We start from the raw sequence: 24,550 nt of genomic DNA on the forward strand, positions 1-24,550 counted from the left end.
CCCTTTGCCCCAGACTTGCTGCGCCCGTTTCGCCCGTCCGCAGAGGTTTTGCGATGGTTTTCGGCGGAGCCTGTTTCCCATCCCATTTCCTCAGCCCGGCCGGTGTTCCACGACAGCGCAAGGGTATCGTTTCATGGAAGTGTTAATCGACGCTGAAACGGGTTCCGTATCAGGCGCGGGCGGCAAGCTTTCTGGTTTTAAAGTTCATAAAAACTAAAAGGCCCGTTCCGAAAACGGAACGGGCCTCATTCTTCAAAGCTGTCAGGCCTTGCGGCCGCCGATTATTCCTCGGAAGCTTCTTCAGTCGTTTCTTCTGCGACGCCGCCAGCCGGAGCAACGATCGTTGCGATCGTGAAGTCACGGTCGGCAATAACCGGCGAGATGTTCTTCGGCAGCTTCACATTCGAAATGTGGACGTTGTCGCCGATCTTCAGACCAGCGAGATCAACGGTGATGAATTCCGGAATGTCGTTGGCCGGGCAGTGGAATTCCACCGTGTGACGAACGATGTTCAGAACGCCGCCGATCTTGATGTCCGACTTTTCTTCGTTGACGAAGTGAACCGGAACTTCAACGTTGACGAGCGTGTTGCCCGAAACGCGCAGGAAGTCGACGTGCATGGTGAAGTCGCGGACCGGATCGAGCTGGTAGTCCTTCGGGAGAACCTTGATCTTCTTGCCGTCGACGTCGATGATCGCAACAGTCGTCATGAAACCGCCAGCGTGGATACGCTTGGTGACTTCGTTGGTCGACAGAGCGATGGAAATGGGGGCCTGCTTGTCACCATAGATGACAGCGGGAATCAAACCGTTGCGGCGAAGTTCACGAGAGGACCCCTTACCAACTCGTTCGCGCGCCTCGGCCTTGAGCTCATACGATTCTTTGCTCATGGCAATTCCTTTCGAGGTTATATGGAGAGTTCATGCCGAACGAAGCGGCCTGAACTGGAGAGGCCAAAGGCCATCCCGCCCGCGTTGCCTCCAAGGGTGTCTACACGGGTGCGGGCGCTATAATACAAAAGGAAGCCAAAGACAAGAGTGACCCCGTTTTCACGGGTGCCGCTTTATAATTTTATTAGTATTCACTAATTCACTCGTGTGTTGCAACTTTTAATGTATGCTTATCCATGCACATAAACCGGGTGAAAACTTGGCGAATGATAAGGCTACGCAAAATTCCAATTGCGTAGATGACAATGCTCAAAGTTCTCCAGTGCCTCACCATCGATCACGACTATCGATATACCGTTGCAGCGGTCTTCGTCTGCATGTTGGGTAGTTTCGTTTCGATGCGCCTTTTTTCAAAAGCACGTCTGGCGACGGGGGTGCAGAAGGTCAACTGGCTGTTTCTGGCGGGCGTCAATGGCGGGGCGGCGATATGGACCACCCATTTCGTGGCGATGCTGGGCTATGTCGCCGCGGGTGACGTGGGATACGATCCCTATCTGACCGGGCTATCGCTTCTGATCGCCATTACCACAACGACTGCCGGTTTCGGAATTTCCGCCTATGGCGGACGCAGCGTGCTGGTGGAAGCTGGCGGCATGATCCTCGGTCTGGGCATTGCGGCGATGCACTATACCGGCATGGCCGCCTATAATGTTCAGGGCATGATTTTCTGGGACCAGACCTATGTCATCGCCTCGCTGATACTGGGGGCGGTGTTTGGCGCCATTGCGGTCAATCGCGTTGCCCGGCCTCTCAACCGTTTCTGCCAGTATAGCGCGGTGGCGTTTCTCATCCTCGCCATTGCCTCGATGCATTATACCGGCATGGCGTCGATGTCCTTCGCGTTTGACCCGCGCATCATCATTCCGGAAAATCTGCTGCCGCCGGCGATCATGGGCGGAGGCGCCATTGCGGTGACGCTGCTGCTTCTGGCGCTCGGGCTTTCCACCTATGTCATCGACGCCCAGTCCACCCAGCAGGCGGTTGCCCGCTATCGTCATCTTTCGCTGCACGATCCGCTGACGGGCATTCCCAACCGGGCGGCATTCATCGAGCATCTCAATCGTCGCACGCGACATGTCTCGCTGGGCGCGCATACCGCGCTTCTGTCGATCGATCTCGACCGTTTCAAGGAAATCAATGACGTGCATGGCCATGCGGCAGGCGACGCGGTGCTGCGCGCCATCGCCGACCGCGCGAGTTCCGTGCTGAAAGCCGGGGAGTTCCTGGCGCGCATGGGCGGCGATGAATTCGTGGCGATGACCCATTCCTATTATACCCGCGCCGATGGCGCGGAATTCGCCCAGCGATTGATCGAGCAGATCAGCAAGCCGGTGGAATGGAACGGGCAGACATTTTCGGTCGGCGCAAGCGTCGGCATATCGGTCCGCAATACCGGCTCCATCGATGCCGATACGCTGATGGCCCAGGCGGACGTCGCCATGTACAGGGCAAAAAGCGGTACTTCGGACACCATATGCTTTTACGACAAATCCATGGACGAGGCCGCGCGTGAGCGTAACGTGCTTGCCGTCGCCATGCGCAGCGGCCTCGCCAATAACGAGTTCGAGCTTTATTACCAGCAGCAGAACGATACCAGGAGCGGCAGCATCGTCGGTTTCGAAGCGCTTTTGCGCTGGAACCATCCGGAACGCGGCATGGTCTCCCCGACCGAATTCATTCCGATCGCGGAACAGACCGGCTTTATCGTCGAACTGGGCGAATGGGTTCTGCGAGAAGCCTGCGTGCAGGCCGCTCAGTGGAAAAAATCGCTTGCCATCGCCGTAAACGTCGCGCCGCAGCAGCTTGCGGATAATGATTTCCCTGACAAGGTTGAGAAAATTCTCGCCGAGACAGGGCTTGCGCCGGAAAGGCTCGAGCTGGAAATCACCGAAGGCAGCATTATTGCCGACCATCGCCACGCGCTCCTTACCATTCGCAAACTCAAGTCGCTCGGCGTCAAGATCGCGATGGACGACTACGGCACGGGTTATTCCTCGCTTTCGACCCTGCAGAGTTTCCCCTTCGACAAGATCAAGATCGACCGCGCCTTCATTGATGGCCTGTCGACCAATGTGCAGTCGGAGGCGATCGTTCGCTCGACGCTCATTCTGGCGCACAGTCTCAATATTCCAGTGCTTGCGGAAGGGGTGGAGACGAAAGCCCATATCGAGTTCCTGCGGCGCGAAGGCTGCCTGCAGGTGCAGGGCTTCTTTTTCGGAAAGCCCGGACCGCTGACCTCCATCGCCAATCTCGTGGACGATACGTTTCTCTCGGCCGAAGATGAAACGGAAGCGAGCGCCGGCCGGCGTTATTTCAAGGCGGCCCGATAGTCTGGCGCAGCCCGCGGTTGCGCCCGGTAATGGCGGTCGCGAAATTTTTTGTTGAAACGTGAACGCTTCCAGCGCACCATCGCCGAAAAGCTTTGGGAGGAGCGTATGCCGACAGACATCGCCCATGCGGAACGCGTGTATGAAACCGCGCGCCACCGTTCCGCCGCCGCAAGTTCTCCGATTGTCGCCTCCTGGCGTCGCTGCATGGTCAAACATCATCTTGCACCGGAGGAAAACCGCAAGCCGATCTTTCTCAGCGAGTATGAATTCCGCCGCGCCCGTGAAAGTGCGGCCGGCCTGATCGCCGAAAGCACGGATGAACTTGACCGCATTTTCCAAAGTGTCGGCAAATCCGGCTGCTGCCTGCTTTTGACCGATGCGCAGGGTGTTGCGCTGGAAAGACGCGGTGCGGCCGGCGATGACCGAGAGTTCCGGGCGCTCGGTCTCTGGTCCGGCGCGGTCTGGAGCGAGGCGAGTGTGGGCACCAACGGCATCGGCACAGCGCTCGTCGATGAGCGTTCGGTGGTGGTTTATCGCGACCAGCATTTCTTCACGTCGAATACCGAACTCTGCTGCACCACGGCGCCCATCCGCGACCACACCGGCCGGGTGACCGGCGCTCTCGATATTTCCACCTGCCGCGACGATATCAACGAGATGACCTTTTCCTTCGTCACCCAGGCGGTGAAGGATGCGGCGCAGCGCATCGAGGGCAATCTTTTCCGCCGCGCCTTTCCGGGCGCGCGCATCGTTGTCGTGCCGAATGGTTTTGGCGCTGCGATTTCTTTGCTTGCGGTTGATCAGGACGATCTTGTGCTTGGTGCAACCCGCGCCGCACGCCTTGCGCTGAAGCTTGATGATACCCTTATCGCGCAGGGCCTGCCCGCTGCGGATATTCTGCAGGAGCAGCGCCACGACAGCGGTTCCGATCTTGCGGAAGCGGAACGCTCGGCGCTTCGGCGTGTGTTGTCTCGCACCAACGGCAACGTCACGCAGGCGGCGTCGCTGCTCGGCATCAGCCGCGCCACGCTTCATCGCAAGATGAAGAAATTCGACGTGCATTGAGGTCCAGGCGGTTGCGATCCGGCCAATCATGCCGGATCGGAGCGCCTTTGTCGCAGATGTGAGACAATGTGCGCTGCGGAACAGCGCCGCCCCTCTACCGAACAGCGCCATCTAGGCCCACCTTTCTCCCATGCGGTCCGTCGCGGATCGTTTTCATCAGGGAGGATGAAATCATGAATATTCAGGTTCAGCAGAAAGCGGGCGAAGCGCCCTTCAAGCTGAAATACGGCAATTACATCGGCGGCAAATGGGTGGAGCCGAAATCCGGCCGCTACATGGATAATCTTTCGCCGGTCACCGGCCACAAGATCTGCGAAGTTCCCCGCTCGGATGCGGCTGATATCGAGTTCGCGCTGGATGCCGCCCACAAGGCAAGAGAGAAATGGGGCAAGACCAGCGTAACCGAACGCTCCAACATCCTGCTCAGGATCGCCCAGCGTATCGAGGACAATCTCGATCTCATCGCGCGGGCCGAAACCTGGGATAATGGCAAGCCGCTGCGCGAGACGACCAATGCGGATATTCCGCTGACGATCGACCATTTCCGTTATTTCGCGGGCTGCATCCGTGCACAGGAAGGCACGATCGGCGAAATCGACAATGACACGGTCGCCTATCACTTCCATGAGCCGCTCGGTGTCGTCGGCCAGATCATTCCGTGGAACTTCCCGATCCTGATGGCCGCGTGGAAACTTGCCCCGGCGCTTGCCGCCGGCAATTGCGTGGTGCTGAAGCCGGCCGAACAGACCCCGGCCTCCATCCTTGTCGTGATGGAGCTTATCGAAGATCTGTTGCCGCCTGGCGTTCTCAACATCGTCAACGGCACGGGCCTTGAAGCCGGCAAGCCGCTGGCGCAGAGCAACCGCATCGCCAAGATCGCGTTTACCGGCTCGACCTCGGTCGGTAAGGAAATCATGCGCTATGCAGCCGATAACGTCACCAACATCACGCTGGAGCTTGGCGGCAAGTCGCCGAACATCTTCTTTGCCGACGTGATGAACGAGGACGACGCCTTCCTCGACAAGGCGCTCGAAGGTTTCGCTTTCTTCGCGCTTAACCAGGGTGAGGTTTGCACATGCCCCTCACGCGCGCTGGTTCATGAATCGATCTATGACCGCTTCATGGAAAAGGCGATCAAACGCGTGCAGGCCATCAGCCAGGACGATCCGCTCAATCCGTCGACCATGCTGGGGGCGCAGGCGTCGCAGGAACAGTTCGACAAGATCATGAGCTATCTCGATATCGGCAAGAAGGAAGGCGCCAAGGTTCTGACCGGCGGTGACCGCAAGACGCTCACGGGCGATCTGAAGGATGGCTATTACATCCAGCCGACGGTGTTCGAAGGCAACAACAAGATGCGGATTTTCCAGGAAGAAATCTTCGGTCCTGTGGTTTCCGTCACCACCTTCAAGACGGTGGAAGAGGCGCTCGAAATCGCCAATGACACGGTTTACGGGCTGGGCGCAGGCGTCTGGAGCCGCGATACCAACATTGCCTATCGGGCCGGCCGTGGCATCGAAGCGGGCCGCGTGTGGACGAATTGTTATCACGTCTATCCCGCGGGCGCTGCCTTTGGCGGCTACAAGCAGTCGGGCATCGGTCGCGAGACCCACAAGATGATGCTCGACCATTACCAGCAGACCAAGAACCTGCTCGTGTCCTACAGCCCGAACAAGGTCGGTTTCTTCTGAGGTCCTCCCCGGAAGCCGGCGAGGGGGCTGTGGTGCCAGATCGCCGGCGTGTTCCCAGGGGCTTCGGCCCCTGGGAGCCCGGCTTCAAACAGAAAGGCCGGAGGTTTTGCCTCCGGCCTTTTTTGTTGTGGTTTATGCCGCGTAACGCTGGTCCCGTTGGCGGGGGCCACCAACCGAGAACTGCCCCACCTGTTCGGTCAGGCCGTCCGCCTCGCTGGATAGCGAGAAGGCGGCCGCCGTCGTTTCCTCCACCATGGCCGCATTCTGCTGCGTTACATGGTCGAGTTCGTTGACGGAGGCGTTGATTTCGCTAAGGCGGCCGGACTGTTCGCGCGATGCCGTGGCGATCTCGCCGATCTGGTCGTTGACCGACTGGATGCGTTTCTGAATCTGCTCGAGGCTTTCACCCGTCTTCAGCACCAGCGCCACGCCGCTTTCCACATCGCCCGCCGAAGTGGCGATCAGCGTCGTGATGTCCCGGGCGGCGGCTGCCGATTTCTGGGCGAGCTCGCGAACTTCCTGCGCCACCACAGCGAAGCCCTTGCCGGCTTCGCCGGCGCGGGCGGCTTCCACACCGGCATTCAGCGCCAGCAGATTGGTCTGGAAGGCGATCTGGTCGATGACGTCGATGATCTGGCGGATCTTGGCCGACGAGGTCTCGATGCGTTCCATCGCGACGATCGCTTCTTTAACGACAGCCGTGGACTTGTGCGCATCCTGCATCGTGCCCGCCGTCGCCTCGACGGCGACATTGCAGCGCGACAGCGAGAGATTGACGGCCTGCGTCATGTCTCCGAGTGCTGCTGCCGCTTCCTCGAGTGCTGCGGCCTGACGTTCGGTGCGCCGCGACAGATCTTCCGATGCGCTTTTCAGTTCGCCGGAGCCGGAGCGGATGGCATTGGCGCTTTCGCCGATGTTGGAGATGGTCGCTTCCAGGCCTGCCATGGAGTTGTTGAAGTCGATGCGCAGATGATCGAGCGACGGTACGAAGGATTTGTCGATGCGGAGATCGAGCCTGCCGGCCGCGAGATTGGCAAGACCGGTGGCAAGCGCGTCGACAGCTTCTTCCAGTTCCCTGGCGCTTCTTGCCTTTTCCATCTCCCGCTGGGCGCGTTCCTCGTCCAGTTCCTCGCCCTTGCGATGGGCTTCCGTTTCCATGCGCTGCTTGTCCAGAATGCCCTGACGGAAGGATTCCAGCGCGCGCGCCATGGTGCCGATCTCATCGCCGCGCGAAACGGCCTTGATCTCGATATTGTTCTCGCCGCCGTTCAGGCGCTCCATCAGCCCGGCAAGGCCGGTCAGCGGTTTGGTGAGACCAGCGGAAACGAAAATGCCGATCAGCGTCATGATCGCAAGCACGGCCAGTGTCGCAAGCGTCGCCCAGAAGGCGAGATCGTTGGCGGCGGCGAGAACCTTGCTCTCCTGCTGACCGATGGCCAGAAGATGTTTCTGTCCGAAGACGGAGACCGGGCGATAGGCATAGAAGATGTTGCCCGCAGGCGTCTGCGCCATCACCGTTCCGGCCTCGTTTGCGTTGGAAAGAGCCGCGAGGCTTTCGGAAACGGCGGCATCCGCGCCGCCCGAAAGAACGCCAGCCCGGCGTTTGCCGTCGGCGTCCAGAAGAACGGCGTCATCGATGGTCTTGCCGGTTTCCTCGGGCGTCACGACTGCGCCGATGCGATCGGCGGCGATGCGCATGATGACGGCGCCCTTGCGCTGCAGCTGGCCCCAGTTGGAAACGGCGAGCGGCATGCCGATCATGGCCGAATCATTTTCCCCACCGCTGAAGCCGGTGGTGCTGACGACACCGTCCTTGCCGGCCTCGATGCGGTCGAACAGCTCCTTGATCGCGGCGTTCTGCGGTTCCGTCACGCTGGTCAGGAAGTTTTTCCCCTTGGTCACGGTGTATATAATGAGGCCGCTCTTATCGATCACATAGATGTCGCTGACGCGGGTGTTGCGCCAGACGCTGGCGATGGTGGAGTTGATGGTGGCATGGCGAATGGCATAAAGCAGTCGCAACCCTTCGCCGTTGAAGGAGGCGCGCTCCTCCTCGGAGACGCCCTCGCGGCGGAAAGCCTGGAGGATCGCATCCCTTTCCGTCGGCACAACCGTGGTCATCGTCTCCAGCGCCTGCGCGACCGCGGCGTTTTGCGACAGTTCGGAAATGCTCTGTTCGACGCGCAAAGTATAGGCGTCAAGCTGTTTGGACTGGTTGCTTGCAACCGTCTCGAGCCTGATTTCGCTGGCGTCGATCAGGCCCGACTTGCCCATCTCGTAGGATAACAACCCCACGGACAGGCATGAAACCAGTGTTGCGCCCGTGACGAGCGCGGCAAATTTAGCTTTTATCGACAATGATTTAGCTTTTACAGCAGTCGGATTCCCACCCGGCATCCTGTTTCCTCCCCCAAAAAAACGTGAGCGCAGGGTGACAAAAATTGCTTACGGCCACGTTAAAAGCGCTGCGAATTGTACGATTATTTCCCGCATGCCGTGAAAAAATACCCGGCCGCCACTGAGACGTTTCCCGTAATAAAACTGCAATAGAACGGGCGCATATCGGGTGAAGTTCAACGGCTGTTCATGTTCATGCAAGCTTTTCGCGCTCCTTCTCTCGCCACTATCGATGATGTCTGCGGACTGAATGCGGACGGATATGACGGAGCCAGCGTGAGACCGAGGCCGGATTTCGCCGTTGTCGTGCCGATGCACAATGAGGAAGCGAGCGTCGAAACGCTCGTGGCGGAGATCGTTGCTGCCTGCCAGCCGGTTGGCGCCTTCGAGATCGTGGTGGTGGACGACGCATCTGCCGACGGCACGGTCCAGGCGGTGCTTGCGCTCGGTGACCGTTATCCGATGTTGCGGCTCGTCCGGCATGACCGCCAGGGCGGGCAATCGGCGGCGATCCATAGCGGCGTGCAGGCGGCGCGTGCGCCTGTTATCTGCATGCTTGATGGAGATGGTCAAAACCCGCCGGACAATCTGCCGGCACTTCTCGCACCGCTTCTCTCAGCCAGCGCCCCGAGCCGGCTTGGCCTCGTGGCCGGCCAGCGCGTCGGCCGGCGTGATACGCTTGGAAAACGCCTTTCCTCCCGCTTCGCCAACGGGCTTCGGGCGCGGATATTGAAGGACGGCACGCGCGATACAGGCTGCGGTCTCAAGGCCTTCCGCCGCGACGCCTATCTCGCTTTGCCCTATTTCGATCATCACCACCGCTATTTCCCGGCGCTGTTCAGTCGCGACGGCTGGCAGGTCGCCCATGTCGACGTCACACACCGGGCGCGGCTGCACGGAAATTCCCATTACACCAATATTGGCCGCGCGCTTGTCGGTATCCACGATCTGATCGGTGTCGCCTGGCTGTTGCGTCGGCGCAAGCGGTCAAGCTGGGCTGAAACTTTCAAAACGGAGACATTGCCGTGAATGCACCGGCTTTATGGTCCATGCTGCATGTGAACAGCTGGAAGGAATTTCTGTGGGTCTGCACCGGCTTCATGGGCCAGATGCTGTTCACCATGCGTTTTCTGGTTCAATGGATTTCCTCTGAACGGGCGAACCGCTCGGTCATTCCCGTGGCCTTCTGGTATTTTTCCGTTATCGGCGGTCTGGTGCTTTTGTCCTACGCCATCTGGCGGCGTGATCCGGTCTTTATTATCGGGCAGGCCTCGGGTCTCTTCATCTATGCTCGAAATCTCTGGTTGATTCATGCAGAACGCCGCCAGCATGCATGACGCGGCGACCCTGCCTTATGCGCAGGCAGGCGATGAGCGCCGATGGCTGACATTCGCGTTTTCAGCGATTGTCCTCGTAACCGCCCTGCGCGTCCTTGGTCTGGCCTTCAACCGCACCGACCTTTTTGTCGATGAGGCGCAATATTGGCTTTGGGGCCGCGAAATGGCGCTCGGCGCCTATTCCAAGCCGCCGCTGATCGGCTGGCTCATTCGCGCGGCGACCATTCTGGGTGGTGGCGAGGGCACGTTTCAGGTTCGGCTGGCCGCGCCCGTGGTGCATGGCGTGGCGGCGGCGGCGATCCTTGTGCTGGGCCGTATGATCTACGATGTCAGGCTGGGCTCGCTGGCTGCGGTGATCTATCTGACCTTGCCGGCCGTGACGCTCGGCAGCCTGTTGATCTCGACCGATACGCCGATGATGCTGTTCATCGCGTTGTCGATGATCTCCGTGCGCAAGCTTGCGCTCGTCCGCGGCGAGGGCAGGCCGGCGTTGGGCTGGAGCATCGCTCTCGGTCTCTCTTTCGGCCTCGGGCTGATGTCGAAATATGCGATGATCTATTTTCTGCCCTGCTTCATCGCCGCCGGCTGGCTGTGCGAGGCATGGCGCATCCGGCTGCGTGACGCGGCGATTGCGGCACTGGTCTGCGTTGCCGTCATCGCGCCCAATCTGTGGTGGAACGCTGCGCATGATTTCATGACCGCACGCCACACGGCCGACAATGCGAACTGGCATGGCGTCCAGCTGAAGATCGGCTCCGCGCTGGAGTTTTTCTTCTCGCAGGCAGGCGTGGTCGGACCATTCGTTTTCGTTGGCATGATCGTCGCGACTATCCGCGCAAGGACCGGTGAAGCCCGGGCGCTGGTCGTGCTTTCGGTGCCGATCGTTCTGTTGATCACCGCGCAGGGTTTGATGTCGCGGGCGCTCGCCAACTGGGCGGTCGGAGCCTATGCGGCCGGCGTGCTTCTGGCGACGCCGGTGCTGGCGTCGCGGCGCTGGCTCACCGTGTCCACCCTCGTGCTTGGCGGCGTCGTGGCTGTTGTGCTGCCGCTGATGACCATTGCCGGAACGCAATTGCGCCTGCCCAAAGGTGAACTGGCGATGGCGCGGTATCTCGGGCGCGCCGAGCTGGTGTCGACCGGCCTGTCACGGGCGCGCGAGGCGGGGGCGGACGCCATCGTCGCCAATGATCGTTCGATACTGGCCGAGCTTTTTTATCAATTGCGGGACGAAAAACAGGTGCTGACGCGGGCATTGCCCGAAACCGGCGTACCCTCCAGCCACTACGCGCTTCTTTATCCGCTGAGAGCTGGCGAGGCGAAAAATCCCCTGTTCCTGGCAAGCGCGGATGGCCTGCCGGCCTGCCTTGCCGGCGAGACGCCGGTTGCGCGCTGGACCGCCGGGCCGGGTTTCCTCGAGGGCAGGGAAATCGGCCTCTGGCGCCTGCTACCGCAATGCATGCCGGAGGGCAGCAATGGATAATGATCTTTCGCATATGCGGATCACGATCTGGCTGACACTCGCCACATTGGCGCTCGTCATCCTGTTTGCGACTTTTCCCTCCATCGATCTCAGGTTCTCCGCGCTGTTTTTCTCTCCCGTCGAGCAGCCATGGTCCGGCCGTGAACCGTTTCCCGAATGGCTGCGGGATACGCTGCGCGAAGGTACGGAGCTTGCCACTCTTCTGGTCTTCGTGATCCTTGTCGGCAATCTGCGGCTGGGTCCGCTGCAGAGAACCGGATGGCGCGTCTGGGCCTTCCTGTGCGGACCCGTGATCCTCTGCGCCGGTCTTCTCGTCAATGGCGTGCTGAAGGCGACCATCGGTCGTGCGCGCCCGTTCAGCATTACCGAATTCGGCGGGCAGCAACTTTTCACGCCGCCTTTCCAGTTCAGCACGCAATGTTATTCAAACTGCTCGTTTTCCTCAGGTGAAACCGCCCTCATCGCCAGTTTCTTTCTGCCGCTCTGCGTGCTCGTCTGGCCCCGGCTGCAATGGCGCGGACGGTTCGTGATGGGAAGCACTGCCGCGAGCATGATCATCCTCATGTCCGGCTTGCGCATCGCGGCTGGTGGGCATTTCCTCAGCGATGTGGTGATGTCCATCCTGTTTTCCGCCCTGACGACCCTGTTTCTCTACCGGGTACTGGCGGTAAACCGCCACCGTCACCTGTTCACGGGTAATGCCGTCTCGGCCGATACGGTCAGCATCTGGCGTAATGGTCGCCATGCCGTCCTGACCCGGCTTCGGCGCTGGTGGCCGAAAATCAAGGCCGCCGCCTCCCGTGTGCAGCGGCCGCCGGATGCGGGCGCGGCCTCGTCTTAAGCGGAAGGTCGGGCGCTGCATCCATGCGATGAATGGCGAAGAACGCCAGACGCTCCTGCGTCACCCTCGGGCTTGTCCCGAGGATCTGCAACCTAATGATTTTATTCAACGTGACTGAAGCCTCGGCACAGGGCTGAGGATGACGCCGAGAGAATGTTAGCCCGATCGGCAGCCTGCCCGGAAATTAAACCGGGCGGCAGTTAGCAGCGCTAAGGGCGATTGGCGAAGTTCTTTAGTCGAACAGGCCGGAAACCGACTGTTCCTGTGCGGTGCGGTTGATTGCCTCGCCGAGCAGGCCTGCGGTGCTGACAACGCGGATATTATGCGCGGACTGGACACCGGTAGTCGGCTGGATGCTATCGGTGATGACGAGTTCGCGCAGCTTGGAGGAAGCCACACGGGCAACCGCGCCGCCGGAAAGGACGCCGTGGGTGATATAGGCGGTGACGCTCGTCGCGCCCTTTTTCAGCAGCGCTTCAGCGGCGTTGCAGAGCGTGCCGCCGGAATCGACGATATCGTCGATGAGGATGCAATCCTTGCCGGAGACATCGCCGATGACGTTCATGACTTCGGATTCGCCCGGACGGTCACGGCGCTTGTCAACGATGGCCAGAAGACAGTCGAGACGTTTGGCGAGTGCGCGGGCGCGGACCACGCCGCCGACATCAGGCGAAACGACCATGACATTGTTGGTGTCGTAATGGTCCTTCACGTCGCGGGCGAGAATTGGTGCTGCGAAGAGATTGTCGGTGGGGATATCGAAGAAGCCCTGGATCTGGCCGGCATGAAGATCGAGGGTGAGAACGCGGTCGGCGCCGGCTTCGGTAATCAGATTGGCGACGAGCTTGGCGGAAATCGGGGTGCGGGGGCCGGCCTTGCGGTCCTGGCGGGCGTAACCGAAATAGGGCAGCACCGCCGTGATGCGCTTGGCCGAGGAGCGGCGCATGGCATCGATCATGATGAGCAGTTCCATCAGGTGATCATTTGCCGGGAAAGAGGTGGACTGGACGATAAAAACGTCCTCACCACGCACATTTTCGCTGATTTCTACGAATATTTCCTGGTCAGCAAACCGCTTTACAGTGGCATTTCCGAGAGGAACATTAAGATACTTGCAGATCGCTTCGGCAAGGTGCCGGTTCGAATTGCCTGCGAAAACCTTCATTGCGGCCGCCTGTTTCCATGCCATCGCCTTGCGCCACGGGGCTCAATCCACCGTAACCAAGCGTCGTTCAAGGGGAGGAACATCCGGCTGAAAAGCCTTTGCCGGATACGCCTTGTTGCCATGCGCGCCTTAATAGCGCTGTTGCTTCCGATTGCAAGAGGACTCCGCGCTTTCGCAATGATTTTCGTGAAATCTCTGTGACTTCTCCCGTCGATTCACCTCATCCGCGTTGAGATTGCTTCCATGACGAATAATCGTTGAGCGTTTTTGCAGCGATATCCTGCATGACCCTGTCGGTCACGGCGGCCCATGGATCGCTGCCTTTTGCCGCCACCGCCTCCTGTCCCTGCAGGCGATGCAGCCGCACGCCATTGGCGTCGAGAATGTCCCAGACGTAAACGATATTGACCTTGCCGCCATCGGCAAACGCGGAGAAATATCCTTTCAGGATATTTTCGGCCGAATTGTCGTTTGAGGCGCGGATGGTCAACCCCTTCGCCCGCGCTTCGGCCCCGAGCTGGCGCGACAGCGGGGTCACCGCCTGAACGGGTGCGCCGATGATGGGCAGGAAGCGGATCGAGTTTGCAGAGGAGGCGGGCGCAAGTGACGCCGTCTGCTGCGAGGGGGCGGATTGCGCGGCTGCGGCGGGCTGGGCCGCGGTCTGGTTCTGGCGCAGCGGTTCGCCATACTGACTGCCATTGGACAGCGCCTGTGCCTGCGCCTGCAGCGAGTTTTGCGGTGCATAGGCGGGAACGGATGTCGCGGTTGCCGGGGCGGTGGGCGCGCGGTCGGCGGCGGCCGCCATCTGGTCGAGATCGCCCTGCGTTACCGGCGTCGATTGCGAGCTATTATGGCCGACATCCACCTGCGGTGTCAGCGCTTCCGTCGTGTTGCAGCCTGACAGAGCCAGGACAAGCGCTGGAACAATGACGGCCAGACAAAGGGGAGTGAACCCCGTCCGGCTCATGCGATTTTCCCTCTCATGTTCCGCTCCTTCTTGCCCAAGGTGGCGCAATGTAAGGGCGCTTTTCCCGCTCTGTCAAACCCGGCGGCGATTTAAGCTGTGAGAAGATCGAGGTTGTGGCGCGAGAGCGGCTCCGGCGCGCCGTCGGTGGTGAGATAGGTCTGGCCGAGCGTCATGGCCGTGCCGGAATCGGAATCCATCACGATCATATGCACGAACAGTGTCATGTCGGCGGTGATTTCCTGCGGATTGCCGGCGTGGAACATCTGATGCTCCATCCAGGAGGGCGAGAAACGCGCACCCAGCGAATAACCGCAGGAGTTCAGCCGGTGGCGGGTCAATCCGCGTTCGTCCATCACGCGGGCATGGACGTCGAAGACATCGCCAAAAGTCTTGCCGGGGTGGAGTACTTCTTCGATGGCGGTGAGGTTTTGCAGGCAGGCGCTGTAAAGTTCCTTCTGGCGGAAATCCTGTTCGCCGATCACCACCGTGCGCATCATGGCGGCATGGTAATGGGCGCTGACGCCAGCCCATTCCAGCGTCAGCTGATCCTTGGCGTCGAGCCTGCGGCGGCCGGCCTTGTAACGGCACAGCAGCGCATCCGCGCCGGAGCCGATGATGAATTCATTGGCGGGATAATCACCGCCGCCGGCCAGCACCGCGCCCTGCATCGCCGCGAGAATGGCGGCTTCGTCCGCGCCGGGCTTTATGAGGGGCAATGCCGCATCCAGAGCTTCATCGGCCAATCGCCCGGCCTTGCGGGCATAGGCGATTTCGGCCGGGCTTTTGACAAGCCGAAGGGTGCTGACGAGATAGGAGGCGTCCACCATCTGGCCGAAGCTGGCAAGCTGGTTGTCCAGCAGGCGAGCGACACGGCCGGTCATGCCGTGGGTGTCATATTCCACACCGATCTTTGCGCCGAGCAGGTCGAGATCACTCAGCAGGTTCTTCAGGTCGAGCGTCGGGTCGGCATTGGGCCGGTCGACCCACAGCAGGACGTTCTCGATGATGGAAGTGTTGCGGGCCTGGCGCAGATCGGCCGAGCGCGTCAGCAGCGTCATGGAGCCGTCCGACTTGACCACCAGAGTCTGGAAAAAGCAGTAGCCGAAAGTGTCATAGCCGGTCAGCCAATACATGCTTTCCTGCGCGAAAAGCAGCAGCGCATCCAGCTTCTCCTCGGCCATTTTCGCGAGCAGCCGCTCGCGGCGGGCATCGAATTCCGAAAGCTCGAAATGCAGGGCCATATCAGTCCTCCAGAATTGCGATTGCGGAAATCTGCCGGCCATAATCGGGTTCGGCGCGGTGGGTGGTGCGACGGTATGAATAAAACCGTTCTTCGTCCGGATAGGTGCAGAGGCCGAGGTTTTCCGCCTTCACACCGGCCTTGGTCAGCCGGTCTATGGTGAATTGCTTGAGGTCGAACAGGGCGTGGCCCTGCTTCTCCGTCTCGGCGAAATAATCCGCATAGGCCGGATCGATATCGGTGAAACGCGCCACATATTCCGGCCCGACCTCATAATTGCTCTGGCTGATGGAAGGCCCGAGCGAGGCGGCGATGCGCTCGCGGCTGGCGCCGAGCTTCGTCATGGTCTCGATGGTGTTTTCGAGCACGCCGAAGAGCGCGCCCTTCCAGCCGGCATGGGCCGCACCCACGACGCCTGCTTCCGCATCTGCAAACAGGATTGGCCCGCAATCGGCGCTCAGCACGCCCAGCACGAAACCCGGCGTTGCCGTCACCATGGCGTCCGCCTGCGGGCGGCTGCCGTCATAGGTGTCATCGACCACGAGGACATCGGGGGAATGGACCTGATGCACGGTGGCGAGGTGGCTTGAGGGCAGGCCGAACCATTGCGTCACGCGCCGGCGGTTTTCCTGCACCTTTTCGGGTTCGTCATGGGAGCCAAGGCCGACATTGAGGCCCTGATATAGCCCTTCCGAGACGCCGCCCTGCCGGGTGAAGAAACCGTGCCGGACACGGTTTTCACCTGACGCGGCGAGCAGGGGGGACTGGAGCGGGAGCGGCAGCGTTGCGTTCTGCATGGTGCGGGAGTTCCTTGGAGAATATCGCTGTTGGCCAGTGAGCTACGGTTAAGCGAGATGTTTCCGGTTGCTGCGGCGTTGCGCGGCGTGTGTGATGCAGTGTGCCTGCTTCGTGTGTCGCGGCGATGTTGGCCCAGAGGTTATTGCGCTGTCAATCCACCGCGCGAAACGGCAGGAGATGAAGCGCGGGACTTGAAACGGCGATGACCTTGAAAAGTTCCCCCATCTTGCCGGCGCCTTCACCGGCGAGGCGATTGACCGCTTCGGCAATCTCAAGCGTCTGGTCAGGCGTCGCCTTGGCGGCAAGCGCGCCTGCTCTTTCCTTGAGGCCGAGACCATAGAGAAAATCGCCCTGTCGCAGCGCGCCGTTGACATGCACGCCGGTCGCTTCGGCCGTCTTTACGAGGCTTTCGAAATCGACATGGCTGGTGAGATCGGCTTCGCCGGGATGCGCAAGCGCCGGGTCGAAGGCGTGGTTGCGCATGGCCTGCAGCGTATCGCCATAACCGGCGACCAGATGGCCGTAATCAATGGCGAGCGCCGTGCCGCCATGGGCGGAGAGGCGCTGGCAGATCGCCGTCATCACGGCCTCGCGGGCCGGCGAAATCTCGAATATGGCGCCAAGCGGCTGCCGTTCGGGCTGCGGCGGCAGCAGGGACGGGTCTATGCTGGCAAGGCCCGTCGAGAAGACGAGTTCGTCATTGGCATCGAGGCTGACCACGCGCTCGCGGAAACCCTGCGGTGTCCTGACGAATTGCCGGATCGGAATGGCATCAAAGAGTTCGTTGGCGACAAGCAGCAGGAAACCATCCGGCACATCGTCGAAACTGTCATGCCATGTCAGCCTGTCCGCATGTTCGGCCAGCGTTTGCTTCTGGATGGTGGAAAGGCGAGGGCTGGTTTCGACCAGATGCACTCGCATGGTCTCGTAAAGCGGCGGCGCGATGCGGCGGATGACGCGCAGCATATCCGACATCATGGTGCCGCGGCCGGGGCCGATTTCCACCAGTTGTGTTTGTGCGGGAGCGCCATGCCGTTGCCAGGCATGCACCACGAAGACCCCGAGCATTTCGCCGAAAAGCTGGCTGACCTCTGGCGCGGTGATGAAATCACCCGAACGGCCGAAGGGTTCGCGACTCTTGTAATAACCGTGTTCAGGATCGGCGAGGCAGAGCGAAAAATAGTCGGTAACGCTGAGCGGACCATTGAGCCGGATAAGTGATTTGATACGTTGCGCAAGCGGTGTCGTCATGGGCAATCATACCGCTTAGGCGCTTTTTGTCGCGCTGCGCGCCCGCAGGACCGCCCAGAGGCCGAGAGCGAACATCGGGGTGGAGAGCACCATGCCCATGGTCAGCCAGTTGCCGGCGAGATAACCGATCTGGGCGTCCGGTTCGCGGAAGAATTCCACGAAGATGCGTGACAGCGCGTAACCGCAGACGAAGATGCCGGTGACGGTGCCGGGTGTCTTCAGCGCCCTGAAGGCATAGATGGCGATTGCCAGGATGACGACGAGCACGAGCCCTTCGAGGCCCGCTTCATAAAGCTGGCTCGGGTGCCGTGCAAAGGGGCCGCCCGTTGGGAAGACCACCGCCCATGGCACATCGGCAATGCGGCCCCACAATTCACCATTGATGAAATTGGCGATGCGCCCGAACAGCAGGCCGATGGGCGCGACGGCGGCGACGACGTCGAACATGCTCCAGACCGGAATGCCGTTCTTGCGGGCGAAGAGGATCATGGCGATCGTCGTGCCGATCAGGCCGCCATGGAACGACATGCCGCCGTTCCATATCTCGAGCGCCCTGATGGGATTGGCGGCCACGGCTGCCATGTCGTAAAACAGGATGTAGCCGATGCGGCCGCCGAGCACGATGCCGCCGGCTGCCCAGAGGATGAAATCATCAAGATGCTGCGCCGAGATGGGCGAGACGTCGTTCGGCCACAGGCGATCCGTGCGGGCGAGGCGACGGGCGTAAAACCAGCCGAGCATGATGCCGGCAACATAGGCAATGCCGTACCAGTGGATCGAGAGCGGGCCGAGGGACAGCGCCACCGGATCGATATTGGGGAAGGGCATGATGGCGAGTTGGGTGGGAGCGGCTAACAATCCGTATATTCCGTCATCGTTGCTGGGCGGACAACGGAACGATCCATTGCCTCAGGAGGGGCCGGGCGATGATGCTCACCGGTCTCCCTGACGCCAAGGAAAATGGCGATTGCGGTGGCGGCGGTCAAGGTGATTCTTCAAGCTCCGGTTCAAGATACCGTAGGCCACGCAAGCTCTTGCGATTTTTCGATTTCGCTTGCAAGGCGGCGGTGGAGTGCCTACCTGAAGACTATCAACAGCGGGCAAGACGATGCCCCTGAACCGACGAAGGACAAGCGCCATGAGCACGACAGGCACCAATCGTTTTCTGGATGAATTCGCCAAGCTGATGACCGACGCGGCCGGCGCGGCGCAGGGCGTGCGCAAGGAAGCCGAAGCGGCGTTTCACGCGCAGGCGGATCGCTGGCTCAATAGTCTGGATGTCGTCCGCCGTGAGGAATTCGACGCGGTGCGCGAAATGGCCATTCAGGCGCGTGATGAAAATGACGCGCTGCGCGCCCGGATCGAGGCTCTGGAAGCGAAGCTTTCCGCCGCCAAGGACTGATTTTATTGCTTTTTCTGACGGGTCCCGGATCGCCTGCGATTCCGGGACTTTTTATTTGCGGCTCATTCCGCCCGAAATGACTCCCGGTTGTTGAAAAAAGGGGCCTCGGACGCGAATTTTTTGGGCCTGTGGACACTTCCAAAAAACGCAGTCGGCAGAGTCGCTTATGTATCTCGCCTGAGGTGATGGGGGAGAAGATATCCACTGTTCAAAAAGCAAAAATGGCGGGGAAGGGGTGGCAGCAGGACTCGGCCATTATACACTGATTTTAAATGATGATTCGAAAAGACCGGTAAGCTCCAGACAGGGTGAATGCGTTATTCTGGTGGTGTCGGGCAATCGTCTCAAATGTTTATCCCGGTTTGTATGTGCGTTTTGTGCCCGGCGTTCAAAACACGACATTCTGACCGGCTGAGAAGGTGCCGCATGAGTCTGATAGAATTTGAAATTGAGCGTCAGTCCAATCCCGTCGATATGATCGAGATTGTCGCCGCCTCGAATGACTGGTCGTTCGAGCGTTCGGGCGAAGACGAGATCGCCATGACTGTGGCGGGCCACTGGGCCGATTATCACGTTTCCTTTGCATGGATGGAAGATTTCGAAGCGCTGCATCTTGCCTGCGCCTTCGACATCAAGGTGCCGGACCACCGTGTCAACGAAGTCATTTGCCTGCTGTCGCAGGTCAATGGTCAGGTGCTGATGGGGCATTTCGATCTGTGGCGACAGGAGGACGTCGTGATCTTCCGCCAGTCGTTGCTTCTGTCCGGCGGCGCGGAGCCGAACAACCAGCAGGTGGAAGTGCTGCTTTCCAGCGCGCTGGAGGCCTGCGAACAATATTATCAGGCATTCCAGTTCGTCGTCTGGTCGGGGCTGGATGCGAAAAGTGCAATCGAAGCGGTCATGTTTGAGACCGTGGGAGAAGCGTAACATGGTGTACAAGGCTTCCGGGCCGCTCGTCCTCGTTGGCGCCGGCAATATGGGCGGCGCCATGCTTTCAGGCTGGCTGAAAAAGGGTGTGCCGGGATCGCAGGTCATCGTCATCGACCCGCGCCCTTCCGACGCCATGCGCACGACGATTGCGGAAGCCGGCGCCACGCACGCCGAAAGCGTGCCTGGGGGCGTCAAGGCCGGCATTCTTTTCGTGGCGGTGAAGCCGCAGATGATGGAAGCCGTGCTGCCGTCGCTGAAGCCTCTGCTGGGCCCGGAAACGGTTGTGGTCTCCATCGCGGCGGGCACCACCATTGCCACCTTCGTTTCGCATTTCGGTGCGGTTGCCGCCGTGCGGGCCATGCCCAACACGCCGGCCATGGTCGGCCGCGGCGTGACGGGGGCCTATGCCAACGACCTGGTGACGCCCGAGCTTAAAACCGTGGTGGACGGGTTGCTGAAGGTCAGCGGTCCGGTTGAATGGGTGGATGCCGAAAGCGATATCGACGCGGTGACTGCGGTTTCGGGTAGCGGCCCTGCCTATGTCTTTTATCTCGTGGAATGCATGGCCGAGGCCGGGCGCAAGGCCGGCCTGCCGGCGGATGTCGCCATGCGTCTGGCGCGTGAAACCGTGGCCGGCGCCGGCGAACTCCTGCACCAGTCTTCCGACGAGGCGGCGCGCCTGCGCCAGAATGTGACCTCGCCGGGCGGCACAACAGCTGCTGCGCTGTCCGTGCTGATGGCTGAGGACGGCATGCAGCCCCTGTTCGACAGGGCGGTCGCTGCCGCGAAAACGCGCGCCGAAGAGCTGGCGGGCTGAAGGGGCGAGCGATGAGCGGTGAAATTTCCTATGCCGATTTCGAGAAGGTCGATATCCGTGTCGGCACCATTGTCGAAGCAGAACCTTTTCCCGAAGCGCGCAAGCCGGCCTTCAAGGTGAAGATCGATTTCGGGCCGGACATCGGCATCAAGAAATCCTCGGCGCAGATCACGGTGCATTATACGCCGGAAAGTCTTGTCGGGCGGCAGGTTCTGGGCGTAGTGAATTTTCCGCCGCGCCAGATCGGCCCTTTCCGGTCCGAAGTGCTGACGCTCGGCTTTGCCGATGCCAAGGGCGATATCGTTCTGGCCGCGGTTGAGCGGCCGGTGCCGAACGGCGAGAAGATGTGCTGACCGGCGTGTTTACCGCTAAGCCGGAATTTTGACGATTACCCGCAATCCGCCCATCGGGCTTTCATCCAGAGATACGTCGCCGCCATGGCTGCGGGCGATGTCGCGAACAATGGAGAGGCCAAGGCCCGTGCCCGAGGCGTTGAGGTTGCGCGCCTCGTCCAGCCGGAAGAACGGCTTGAACACATCCTCACGTGAGATTTCCGGAATGCCGGGACCATCATCGTCAAAGGTCATGATGATGGAGCGTGGCGCCTTGCGGATATCGACGTGGAGATTGCCGGCGTAACGCCGCGCATTTTCGGCGAGATTGGCGACGAGCCGTGAAAGCGCATTCGGTCGCGCGATGATCCGCTCGATATTATAGAGCTCGTAGCTGAATTTCTTGCCGTGCAGTTCGAAATCATGGCCGATTTTTTCGAGAAGGGCTGGAAGCTCCAGCGTGCCGACATCCTCTTCGACATCGGTGCGGGCAAAGGTCAGATAGGCCTCCAGCATAGACTGCATGTCCTCGACATCCTTGTCGAGCCCCTCGAGATCGGGATTGTCGCCGGCGAGCGCGAGTTGCAGCTTGAAGCGGGTGAGGATGGTTCGCAGATCATGGCTGACGCCGTTCAGCATGGCGGTGCGCTGCTCCATCTGCCGCTCGATACGCTCGCGCATCAATATGAAGGCGAGGCCTGCGCGCCGCACTTCGTCCGCGCCGCGCGGGGAGTAGGCGGTAATCTTCTGGCCTCTGCCAAAGTTTTCAGCCGCCTTGGCAAGCGCTTCGATGGGCTTGATCTGGCCGCGCAGGAACAGGATGGAGATGGCGATCAGCACCAGCGATGCGCCCACCATCCAGACAAGGAAGATATGCGTGTTGGAGGCATAGGCCGCGCTGCGGCTGGTAAAGACGCGCAGGGTCTTGTCTTCCAGCTGGACGCGGATTTCGACCAGCGAGCCGTTGCCATAGGTATCGATCCAGAACGGCCTGCCGATCTGCTGCGTCAACTGATCCGCCAGAATCCTGTCGAGGATCGAAAACAGCGGCTCAGGTCTCGGAGCAGGCAGATCAGCCTTTGGTTCGATATAGACGCTGAGATCCAGCTTGTCGCGCGCAATGCGGATGACGCGCTGATAGTCGTCTTCCTCCGGGTCCGTCTGCAGAAGTTCGATGATCGCGGCGATATCGCGCGTCACGGCGGAGGAGAGGCGTTCGGTCACCAACTGCCAGTGACGCTCCATGAAGACGGCCGCGACAACGGCCTGAAGCAAAATCATCGGCAGGATGATGATGAGCAGGGATCGGGTGTAAAGGCCGGTGGGCAGCCAGTGGCGCAACCATCTGCCGGAAAGGCGCCAGGCCTTGGCCACGCCGCTTTTTTTGACCGCGCTCAGAAAATCGAGGCTCGCCATGGCAGTGCGTTCGCCTTTCCTTTGGTGCTCGTCAGTCCACGCTCAGGCGGTAACCGATGCCGCGCACCGTTTGCAGATAGACAGGATTGGCAGGGTCGTCCTCGATCTTGCGGCGAAGACGGTTGATCTGCACGTCGATGGTTCTTTCGCCCACTTCCGATTCCGCTTCCACCAGTTCGTGGCGTGGAATGGTGTCGCCGGCGCGCAGTGCAAAAAGCAGCATGATCTCCTGTTCGCGATCCGTCAGGCGGATCGTTTCGGGGCCGCGCCGCAATTCCTTCTTCGGAATGGAGAAACTGTAGGGACCAAACATGATCTGTTCGATCTTGGGCGTGTCAGGCGAGGTGTTGCGCCGCAGGATATTGTTGATGCGCAGGACAAGTTCGCGCGGATCGAAGGGCTTGGCGAGATAGTCGTCCGCGCCCGCTTCCAGCCCGGCAATGCGCGAATCCGCCTCCGAACGGGCGGTCAGAAGAATAACCGGTACGGATTTATCCTCGTTCAGCGAGCGGGTCAGCGAAAGCCCGTTTTCGCCCGGCATCATCACATCGAGGATGAGCAGATCGAAGCGGATGCCTATCATTTTACGCCGTGCTTCGGCCGCATCGGCTGCCACGGAGATGCGGTAACCCTTGTCGCCAAGGAAGCGCTGCAGGAGATCGCGAATGCGGGCGTCGTCGTCGACGATCAGGAGATGGGCCGCATCGTCATCCGCTGGCGGTCGTTTTGTCGGAGCTTGCGCCATCGTCACTCGCCTTCCACGGTTGTCGGGCTGCGCATCTGCGCCAGAAACTTGCGCACGCAGGCGCGGGCGTCAGGCCCGAGCCCTTCCAGCGCCCGGTCAATGCGACGCGATTGCGGCTCGCTCAGCGCCAGCGCCAGTTCGCGGCCCGTCAGCGTCGGATAAAGCCTGCGCTGACGGCGATCTTCGGGGCCTGCCATCTGGCGGATGTAACCGTCGTCGATCAGTTGCTTGAGCACGCGGGCAAGGCTCTGCTTGGTGATCTGCAACGTGTCGAGCAAATCCGCCACCGTCATGCCCGGCTGCCGGCTGACGAAATAGACCACCCGATGATGCGCCCGGCCATATTCCAGCTTCGACAGAATGACGTCGGGATCGGAGACGAAATCGCGATAGGCGAAAAACAGCGCCTCGATCGTGTCGAAGTCGATCTTGCCGTCGTCCACCTTCGGAAGTGCCGGTGTCTGTCTGGCGGCTGCGGTTTTGAGCGATTGCGGTGGCACTGCGGTTCCTTCATATTCTGCGGCTGACATACGTCGATGCGCCAATATTCTGTAAACATAGCCGAAAATGCGTCCGCTCGGGAGAATGCCGCGATCATTTTCTGTTGCGGTGGATAATATGCTGCGGGAGCGGGTGCAACTGGAATCCTGAGTGACCTTTACCGGAAATAGAAAAGAGCGCGGAAAGCCCGCGCTCTTCATTGGCTTCATGTCGCCCGATGGACGATTTGTCCCGCAGAAGCCTCTACTGGTAAACGTAGACGATCCGCCGTGTTGAAGGTTCGACGAGAACCGGCACATCGTTCACCCGGACATAACGATACTGATAGTCGGGGATTTCGACGAGACGTGTATCTGACGGCAATACACTCCCGATGGCTATGTCGCCGTCATAGGTAACGGTGTCGGCGGGATGTTCGTCAATATAGGTTATCACCGATTGCGGCGGATCCACCTCGCCAACCCGGCCGAGGTTTGGATCGCCGGGATTGGGTTCGGCCTGCACGCTCGAGGTCTTTTCATAGGTGACCACCGGAACGCTGAGGTCCGAGCGGCGCTGTTCGAGAATGACCGGAGAACCCTCATACATGACATTCAGATAATCCGCATGAGCCCAACCGCGCAGACCGTTGACTTCGATGTGGCACCAGCTGCTGCCTTCCATGCAGCCATCCAGAACCGCATTGCTGCCGCGGGTGGCCAGCCCCACCTCGGGATAGTCTTCACCGGGGCCCGAGCGAACGGAAATATCCGATGCTGTCGTGGCGACCATGGCGGCGTTCGCGTAACCAGCCATCAGGGCGAAGGCGCCGCCAGCCATGAGCATTTTAAGCGTCTTGTCCATGTGTCTCACTCCTTTTCAAGACTGGAGCTAGAACGTCGCAACCATCAGGGCG

General features: G+C 60.4%; 23 protein-coding genes. 11 read left to right on the plus strand and 12 right to left on the minus strand.

From position 1 onward, the window contains the following. Positions 1 to 281 precede the first annotated feature (281 nt). Positions 282 to 890, minus strand: a complete 609-nt coding sequence (locus CFB10_RS13460; protein WP_020011359.1) for a 50S ribosomal protein L25/general stress protein Ctc — start codon at positions 888 to 890, stop codon at positions 282 to 284. Between the two features lie 305 nt (positions 891 to 1,195). On the opposite strand from CFB10_RS13460, the gene CFB10_RS13465 reads away from it, so the two are divergent. The 3 genes from CFB10_RS13465 (at position 1,196) to adh (ending at position 6,036) form a co-directional block, all read left to right on the plus strand. Further along, positions 1,196 to 3,280 carry a bifunctional diguanylate cyclase/phosphodiesterase gene (locus CFB10_RS13465; RefSeq protein ID WP_020011358.1) on the plus strand — a complete coding sequence of 695 codons (2,085 nt, stop codon included), beginning with the start codon at positions 1,196 to 1,198 and terminating at the stop codon, positions 3,278 to 3,280. Between the two features lie 105 nt (positions 3,281 to 3,385). After that, on the plus strand, positions 3,386 to 4,345 hold the full coding sequence (locus CFB10_RS13470) for a helix-turn-helix domain-containing protein (protein ID WP_026363867.1): 960 nt from the start codon (positions 3,386 to 3,388) through the stop codon (positions 4,343 to 4,345). Between the two features lie 173 nt (positions 4,346 to 4,518). Then, positions 4,519 to 6,036 carry an aldehyde dehydrogenase gene (gene adh, locus CFB10_RS13475; protein ID WP_020011356.1) on the plus strand — a complete coding sequence of 506 codons (1,518 nt, stop codon included), beginning with the start codon at positions 4,519 to 4,521 and terminating at the stop codon, positions 6,034 to 6,036. A 132-nt stretch (positions 6,037 to 6,168) separates the two neighbouring features. On the opposite strand, the gene CFB10_RS13480 is transcribed toward adh, so the two are convergent. Beyond that, positions 6,169 to 8,433: a methyl-accepting chemotaxis protein gene (locus CFB10_RS13480; RefSeq protein WP_026363866.1), complete on the minus strand. Its 2,265-nt coding sequence runs from the start codon at positions 8,431 to 8,433 to the stop codon at positions 6,169 to 6,171. Positions 8,434 to 8,622: 189 nt separating this feature from the next. Between CFB10_RS13480 and CFB10_RS13485 the strand changes: the two genes are divergently transcribed. The 4 genes from CFB10_RS13485 to CFB10_RS13500 are packed head-to-tail and all read left to right on the plus strand — an operon-like array spanning position 8,623 to position 12,091. Beyond that, entirely contained in the window at positions 8,623 to 9,462 is an 840-nt protein-coding gene (locus CFB10_RS13485) for a glycosyltransferase family 2 protein (protein WP_020011354.1), read from the plus strand. A 20-nt stretch (positions 9,463 to 9,482) separates the two neighbouring features. After that, the gene (locus tag CFB10_RS13490) at positions 9,483 to 9,770 is read left to right on the plus strand and encodes a lipid-A-disaccharide synthase N-terminal domain-containing protein (protein ID WP_020011353.1); all 288 of its coding nucleotides are present in this window, start codon (positions 9,483 to 9,485) and stop codon (positions 9,768 to 9,770) included. Next, the gene (locus tag CFB10_RS13495; protein ID WP_020011352.1) at positions 9,745 to 11,250 is read left to right on the plus strand and encodes a glycosyltransferase family 39 protein; all 1,506 of its coding nucleotides are present in this window, start codon (positions 9,745 to 9,747) and stop codon (positions 11,248 to 11,250) included. The genes CFB10_RS13490 and CFB10_RS13495 overlap by 26 nt, the downstream gene beginning before the upstream one ends. Continuing rightward, entirely contained in the window at positions 11,243 to 12,091 is an 849-nt protein-coding gene (locus tag CFB10_RS13500; protein WP_020011351.1) for a phosphatase PAP2 family protein, read from the plus strand. Before CFB10_RS13495 ends, CFB10_RS13500 begins: the two co-directional genes overlap by 8 nt. A 232-nt stretch (positions 12,092 to 12,323) precedes the next feature. Here the strand turns inward: CFB10_RS13500 and CFB10_RS13505 are convergent, their stop codons facing one another. The 6 genes from CFB10_RS13505 to lgt all read right to left on the minus strand — a co-directional run bounded on the left by CFB10_RS13505 (position 12,324) and on the right by lgt (position 18,340). After that, positions 12,324 to 13,256: a ribose-phosphate pyrophosphokinase gene (locus CFB10_RS13505; protein WP_003522877.1), complete on the minus strand. Its 933-nt coding sequence runs from the start codon at positions 13,254 to 13,256 to the stop codon at positions 12,324 to 12,326. A gap of 220 nt (positions 13,257 to 13,476) precedes the next feature. Further along, entirely contained in the window at positions 13,477 to 14,223 is a 747-nt protein-coding gene (locus CFB10_RS13510; RefSeq protein WP_020011349.1) for a hypothetical protein, read from the minus strand. Positions 14,224 to 14,312: 89 nt separating this feature from the next. After that, the gene (locus CFB10_RS13515) at positions 14,313 to 15,464 is read right to left on the minus strand and encodes a Xaa-Pro peptidase family protein (RefSeq protein WP_020011348.1); all 1,152 of its coding nucleotides are present in this window, start codon (positions 15,462 to 15,464) and stop codon (positions 14,313 to 14,315) included. 1 nt (position 15,465) lies between these two features. Beyond that, a complete protein-coding gene (gene pgeF, locus CFB10_RS13520) occupies positions 15,466 to 16,260 on the minus strand; it encodes a peptidoglycan editing factor PgeF (RefSeq protein WP_020011347.1) in 795 nt (264 codons plus the stop codon). Between the two features lie 151 nt (positions 16,261 to 16,411). Then, entirely contained in the window at positions 16,412 to 17,512 is a 1,101-nt protein-coding gene (locus CFB10_RS13525; RefSeq protein ID WP_020011346.1) for a class I SAM-dependent methyltransferase, read from the minus strand. A 15-nt stretch (positions 17,513 to 17,527) separates the two neighbouring features. After that, complete coding sequence (lgt, locus tag CFB10_RS13530; protein ID WP_020011345.1) at positions 17,528 to 18,340, minus strand: prolipoprotein diacylglyceryl transferase; 813 nt, start codon at positions 18,338 to 18,340, stop codon at positions 17,528 to 17,530. 310 nt (positions 18,341 to 18,650) lie between these two features. Here lgt and CFB10_RS13535 point away from each other — a divergent pair, with 310 nt between their 5' ends. The 4 genes from CFB10_RS13535 (at position 18,651) to CFB10_RS13550 (ending at position 21,014) form a co-directional block, all read left to right on the plus strand. Continuing rightward, positions 18,651 to 18,914: an accessory factor UbiK family protein gene (locus CFB10_RS13535; RefSeq protein WP_003522871.1), complete on the plus strand. Its 264-nt coding sequence runs from the start codon at positions 18,651 to 18,653 to the stop codon at positions 18,912 to 18,914. Positions 18,915 to 19,340: 426 nt separating this feature from the next. Then, on the plus strand, positions 19,341 to 19,841 hold the full coding sequence (locus tag CFB10_RS13540; RefSeq protein ID WP_004442934.1) for a YbjN domain-containing protein: 501 nt from the start codon (positions 19,341 to 19,343) through the stop codon (positions 19,839 to 19,841). A gap of 1 nt (position 19,842) precedes the next feature. Beyond that, on the plus strand, positions 19,843 to 20,661 hold the full coding sequence (gene proC / locus CFB10_RS13545) for a pyrroline-5-carboxylate reductase (RefSeq protein ID WP_020011344.1): 819 nt from the start codon (positions 19,843 to 19,845) through the stop codon (positions 20,659 to 20,661). An 11-nt stretch (positions 20,662 to 20,672) separates the two neighbouring features. Then, entirely contained in the window at positions 20,673 to 21,014 is a 342-nt protein-coding gene (locus CFB10_RS13550; RefSeq protein ID WP_020011343.1) for a tRNA-binding protein, read from the plus strand. A 15-nt stretch (positions 21,015 to 21,029) separates the two neighbouring features. Here the strand turns inward: CFB10_RS13550 and CFB10_RS13555 are convergent, their stop codons facing one another. From CFB10_RS13555 to CFB10_RS13575, 4 genes are all read right to left on the minus strand, one after another. Next, positions 21,030 to 22,409: an ATP-binding protein gene (locus CFB10_RS13555; RefSeq protein WP_020011342.1), complete on the minus strand. Its 1,380-nt coding sequence runs from the start codon at positions 22,407 to 22,409 to the stop codon at positions 21,030 to 21,032. Between the two features lie 31 nt (positions 22,410 to 22,440). Next, positions 22,441 to 23,154: a response regulator gene (locus CFB10_RS13560; RefSeq protein WP_020011341.1), complete on the minus strand. Its 714-nt coding sequence runs from the start codon at positions 23,152 to 23,154 to the stop codon at positions 22,441 to 22,443. A 2-nt stretch (positions 23,155 to 23,156) separates the two neighbouring features. Continuing rightward, positions 23,157 to 23,684, minus strand: a complete 528-nt coding sequence (locus CFB10_RS13565; RefSeq protein WP_020011340.1) for a MarR family winged helix-turn-helix transcriptional regulator — start codon at positions 23,682 to 23,684, stop codon at positions 23,157 to 23,159. A 214-nt stretch (positions 23,685 to 23,898) separates the two neighbouring features. Continuing rightward, positions 23,899 to 24,498 carry a DUF1236 domain-containing protein gene (locus tag CFB10_RS13575; protein ID WP_020011339.1) on the minus strand — a complete coding sequence of 200 codons (600 nt, stop codon included), beginning with the start codon at positions 24,496 to 24,498 and terminating at the stop codon, positions 23,899 to 23,901. Positions 24,499 to 24,550: the final 52 nt, after the last annotated feature.

Source organism: Agrobacterium sp. 719_389 (assembly GCF_900188475.1).
Classification (GTDB): Bacteria; Pseudomonadota; Alphaproteobacteria; order Rhizobiales; family Rhizobiaceae; genus Agrobacterium; species Agrobacterium radiobacter.

Excerpts from the sequence above, each read along its gene's own strand:
- CFB10_RS13495 (WP_020011352.1), top strand. The coding sequence starts at position 9,745 with ATGCAGAACGCCGCCAGCATGCATGACGCGGCGACCCTGCCTTATGCG.
- CFB10_RS13460 (WP_020011359.1), bottom strand. The coding sequence starts at position 890 with ATGAGCAAAGAATCGTATGAGCTCAAGGCCGAGGCGCGCGAACGAGTT.
- CFB10_RS13510 (WP_020011349.1), bottom strand. The coding sequence starts at position 14,223 with ATGAGCCGGACGGGGTTCACTCCCCTTTGTCTGGCCGTCATTGTTCCA.
- proC (WP_020011344.1), top strand. The coding sequence starts at position 19,843 with ATGGTGTACAAGGCTTCCGGGCCGCTCGTCCTCGTTGGCGCCGGCAAT.
- CFB10_RS13535 (WP_003522871.1), top strand. The coding sequence starts at position 18,651 with ATGAGCACGACAGGCACCAATCGTTTTCTGGATGAATTCGCCAAGCTG.
- CFB10_RS13490 (WP_020011353.1), top strand. The coding sequence starts at position 9,483 with ATGCTGCATGTGAACAGCTGGAAGGAATTTCTGTGGGTCTGCACCGGC.
- CFB10_RS13525 (WP_020011346.1), bottom strand. The coding sequence starts at position 17,512 with ATGACGACACCGCTTGCGCAACGTATCAAATCACTTATCCGGCTCAAT.
- CFB10_RS13560 (WP_020011341.1), bottom strand. The coding sequence starts at position 23,154 with ATGGCGCAAGCTCCGACAAAACGACCGCCAGCGGATGACGATGCGGCC.
- adh (WP_020011356.1), top strand. The coding sequence starts at position 4,519 with ATGAATATTCAGGTTCAGCAGAAAGCGGGCGAAGCGCCCTTCAAGCTG.
- CFB10_RS13540 (WP_004442934.1), top strand. The coding sequence starts at position 19,341 with ATGAGTCTGATAGAATTTGAAATTGAGCGTCAGTCCAATCCCGTCGAT.
- lgt (WP_020011345.1), bottom strand. The coding sequence starts at position 18,340 with ATGCCCTTCCCCAATATCGATCCGGTGGCGCTGTCCCTCGGCCCGCTC.
- CFB10_RS13485 (WP_020011354.1), top strand. The coding sequence starts at position 8,623 with ATGTTCATGCAAGCTTTTCGCGCTCCTTCTCTCGCCACTATCGATGAT.
- CFB10_RS13515 (WP_020011348.1), bottom strand. The coding sequence starts at position 15,464 with ATGGCCCTGCATTTCGAGCTTTCGGAATTCGATGCCCGCCGCGAGCGG.
- CFB10_RS13470 (WP_026363867.1), top strand. The coding sequence starts at position 3,386 with ATGCCGACAGACATCGCCCATGCGGAACGCGTGTATGAAACCGCGCGC.
- CFB10_RS13480 (WP_026363866.1), bottom strand. The coding sequence starts at position 8,433 with ATGCCGGGTGGGAATCCGACTGCTGTAAAAGCTAAATCATTGTCGATA.
- CFB10_RS13555 (WP_020011342.1), bottom strand. The coding sequence starts at position 22,409 with ATGGCGAGCCTCGATTTTCTGAGCGCGGTCAAAAAAAGCGGCGTGGCC.
- CFB10_RS13550 (WP_020011343.1), top strand. The coding sequence starts at position 20,673 with ATGAGCGGTGAAATTTCCTATGCCGATTTCGAGAAGGTCGATATCCGT.
- pgeF (WP_020011347.1), bottom strand. The coding sequence starts at position 16,260 with ATGCAGAACGCAACGCTGCCGCTCCCGCTCCAGTCCCCCCTGCTCGCC.
- CFB10_RS13565 (WP_020011340.1), bottom strand. The coding sequence starts at position 23,684 with ATGTCAGCCGCAGAATATGAAGGAACCGCAGTGCCACCGCAATCGCTC.
- CFB10_RS13575 (WP_020011339.1), bottom strand. The coding sequence starts at position 24,498 with ATGGACAAGACGCTTAAAATGCTCATGGCTGGCGGCGCCTTCGCCCTG.
- CFB10_RS13505 (WP_003522877.1), bottom strand. The coding sequence starts at position 13,256 with ATGAAGGTTTTCGCAGGCAATTCGAACCGGCACCTTGCCGAAGCGATC.
- CFB10_RS13500 (WP_020011351.1), top strand. The coding sequence starts at position 11,243 with ATGGATAATGATCTTTCGCATATGCGGATCACGATCTGGCTGACACTC.
- CFB10_RS13465 (WP_020011358.1), top strand. The coding sequence starts at position 1,196 with ATGCTCAAAGTTCTCCAGTGCCTCACCATCGATCACGACTATCGATAT.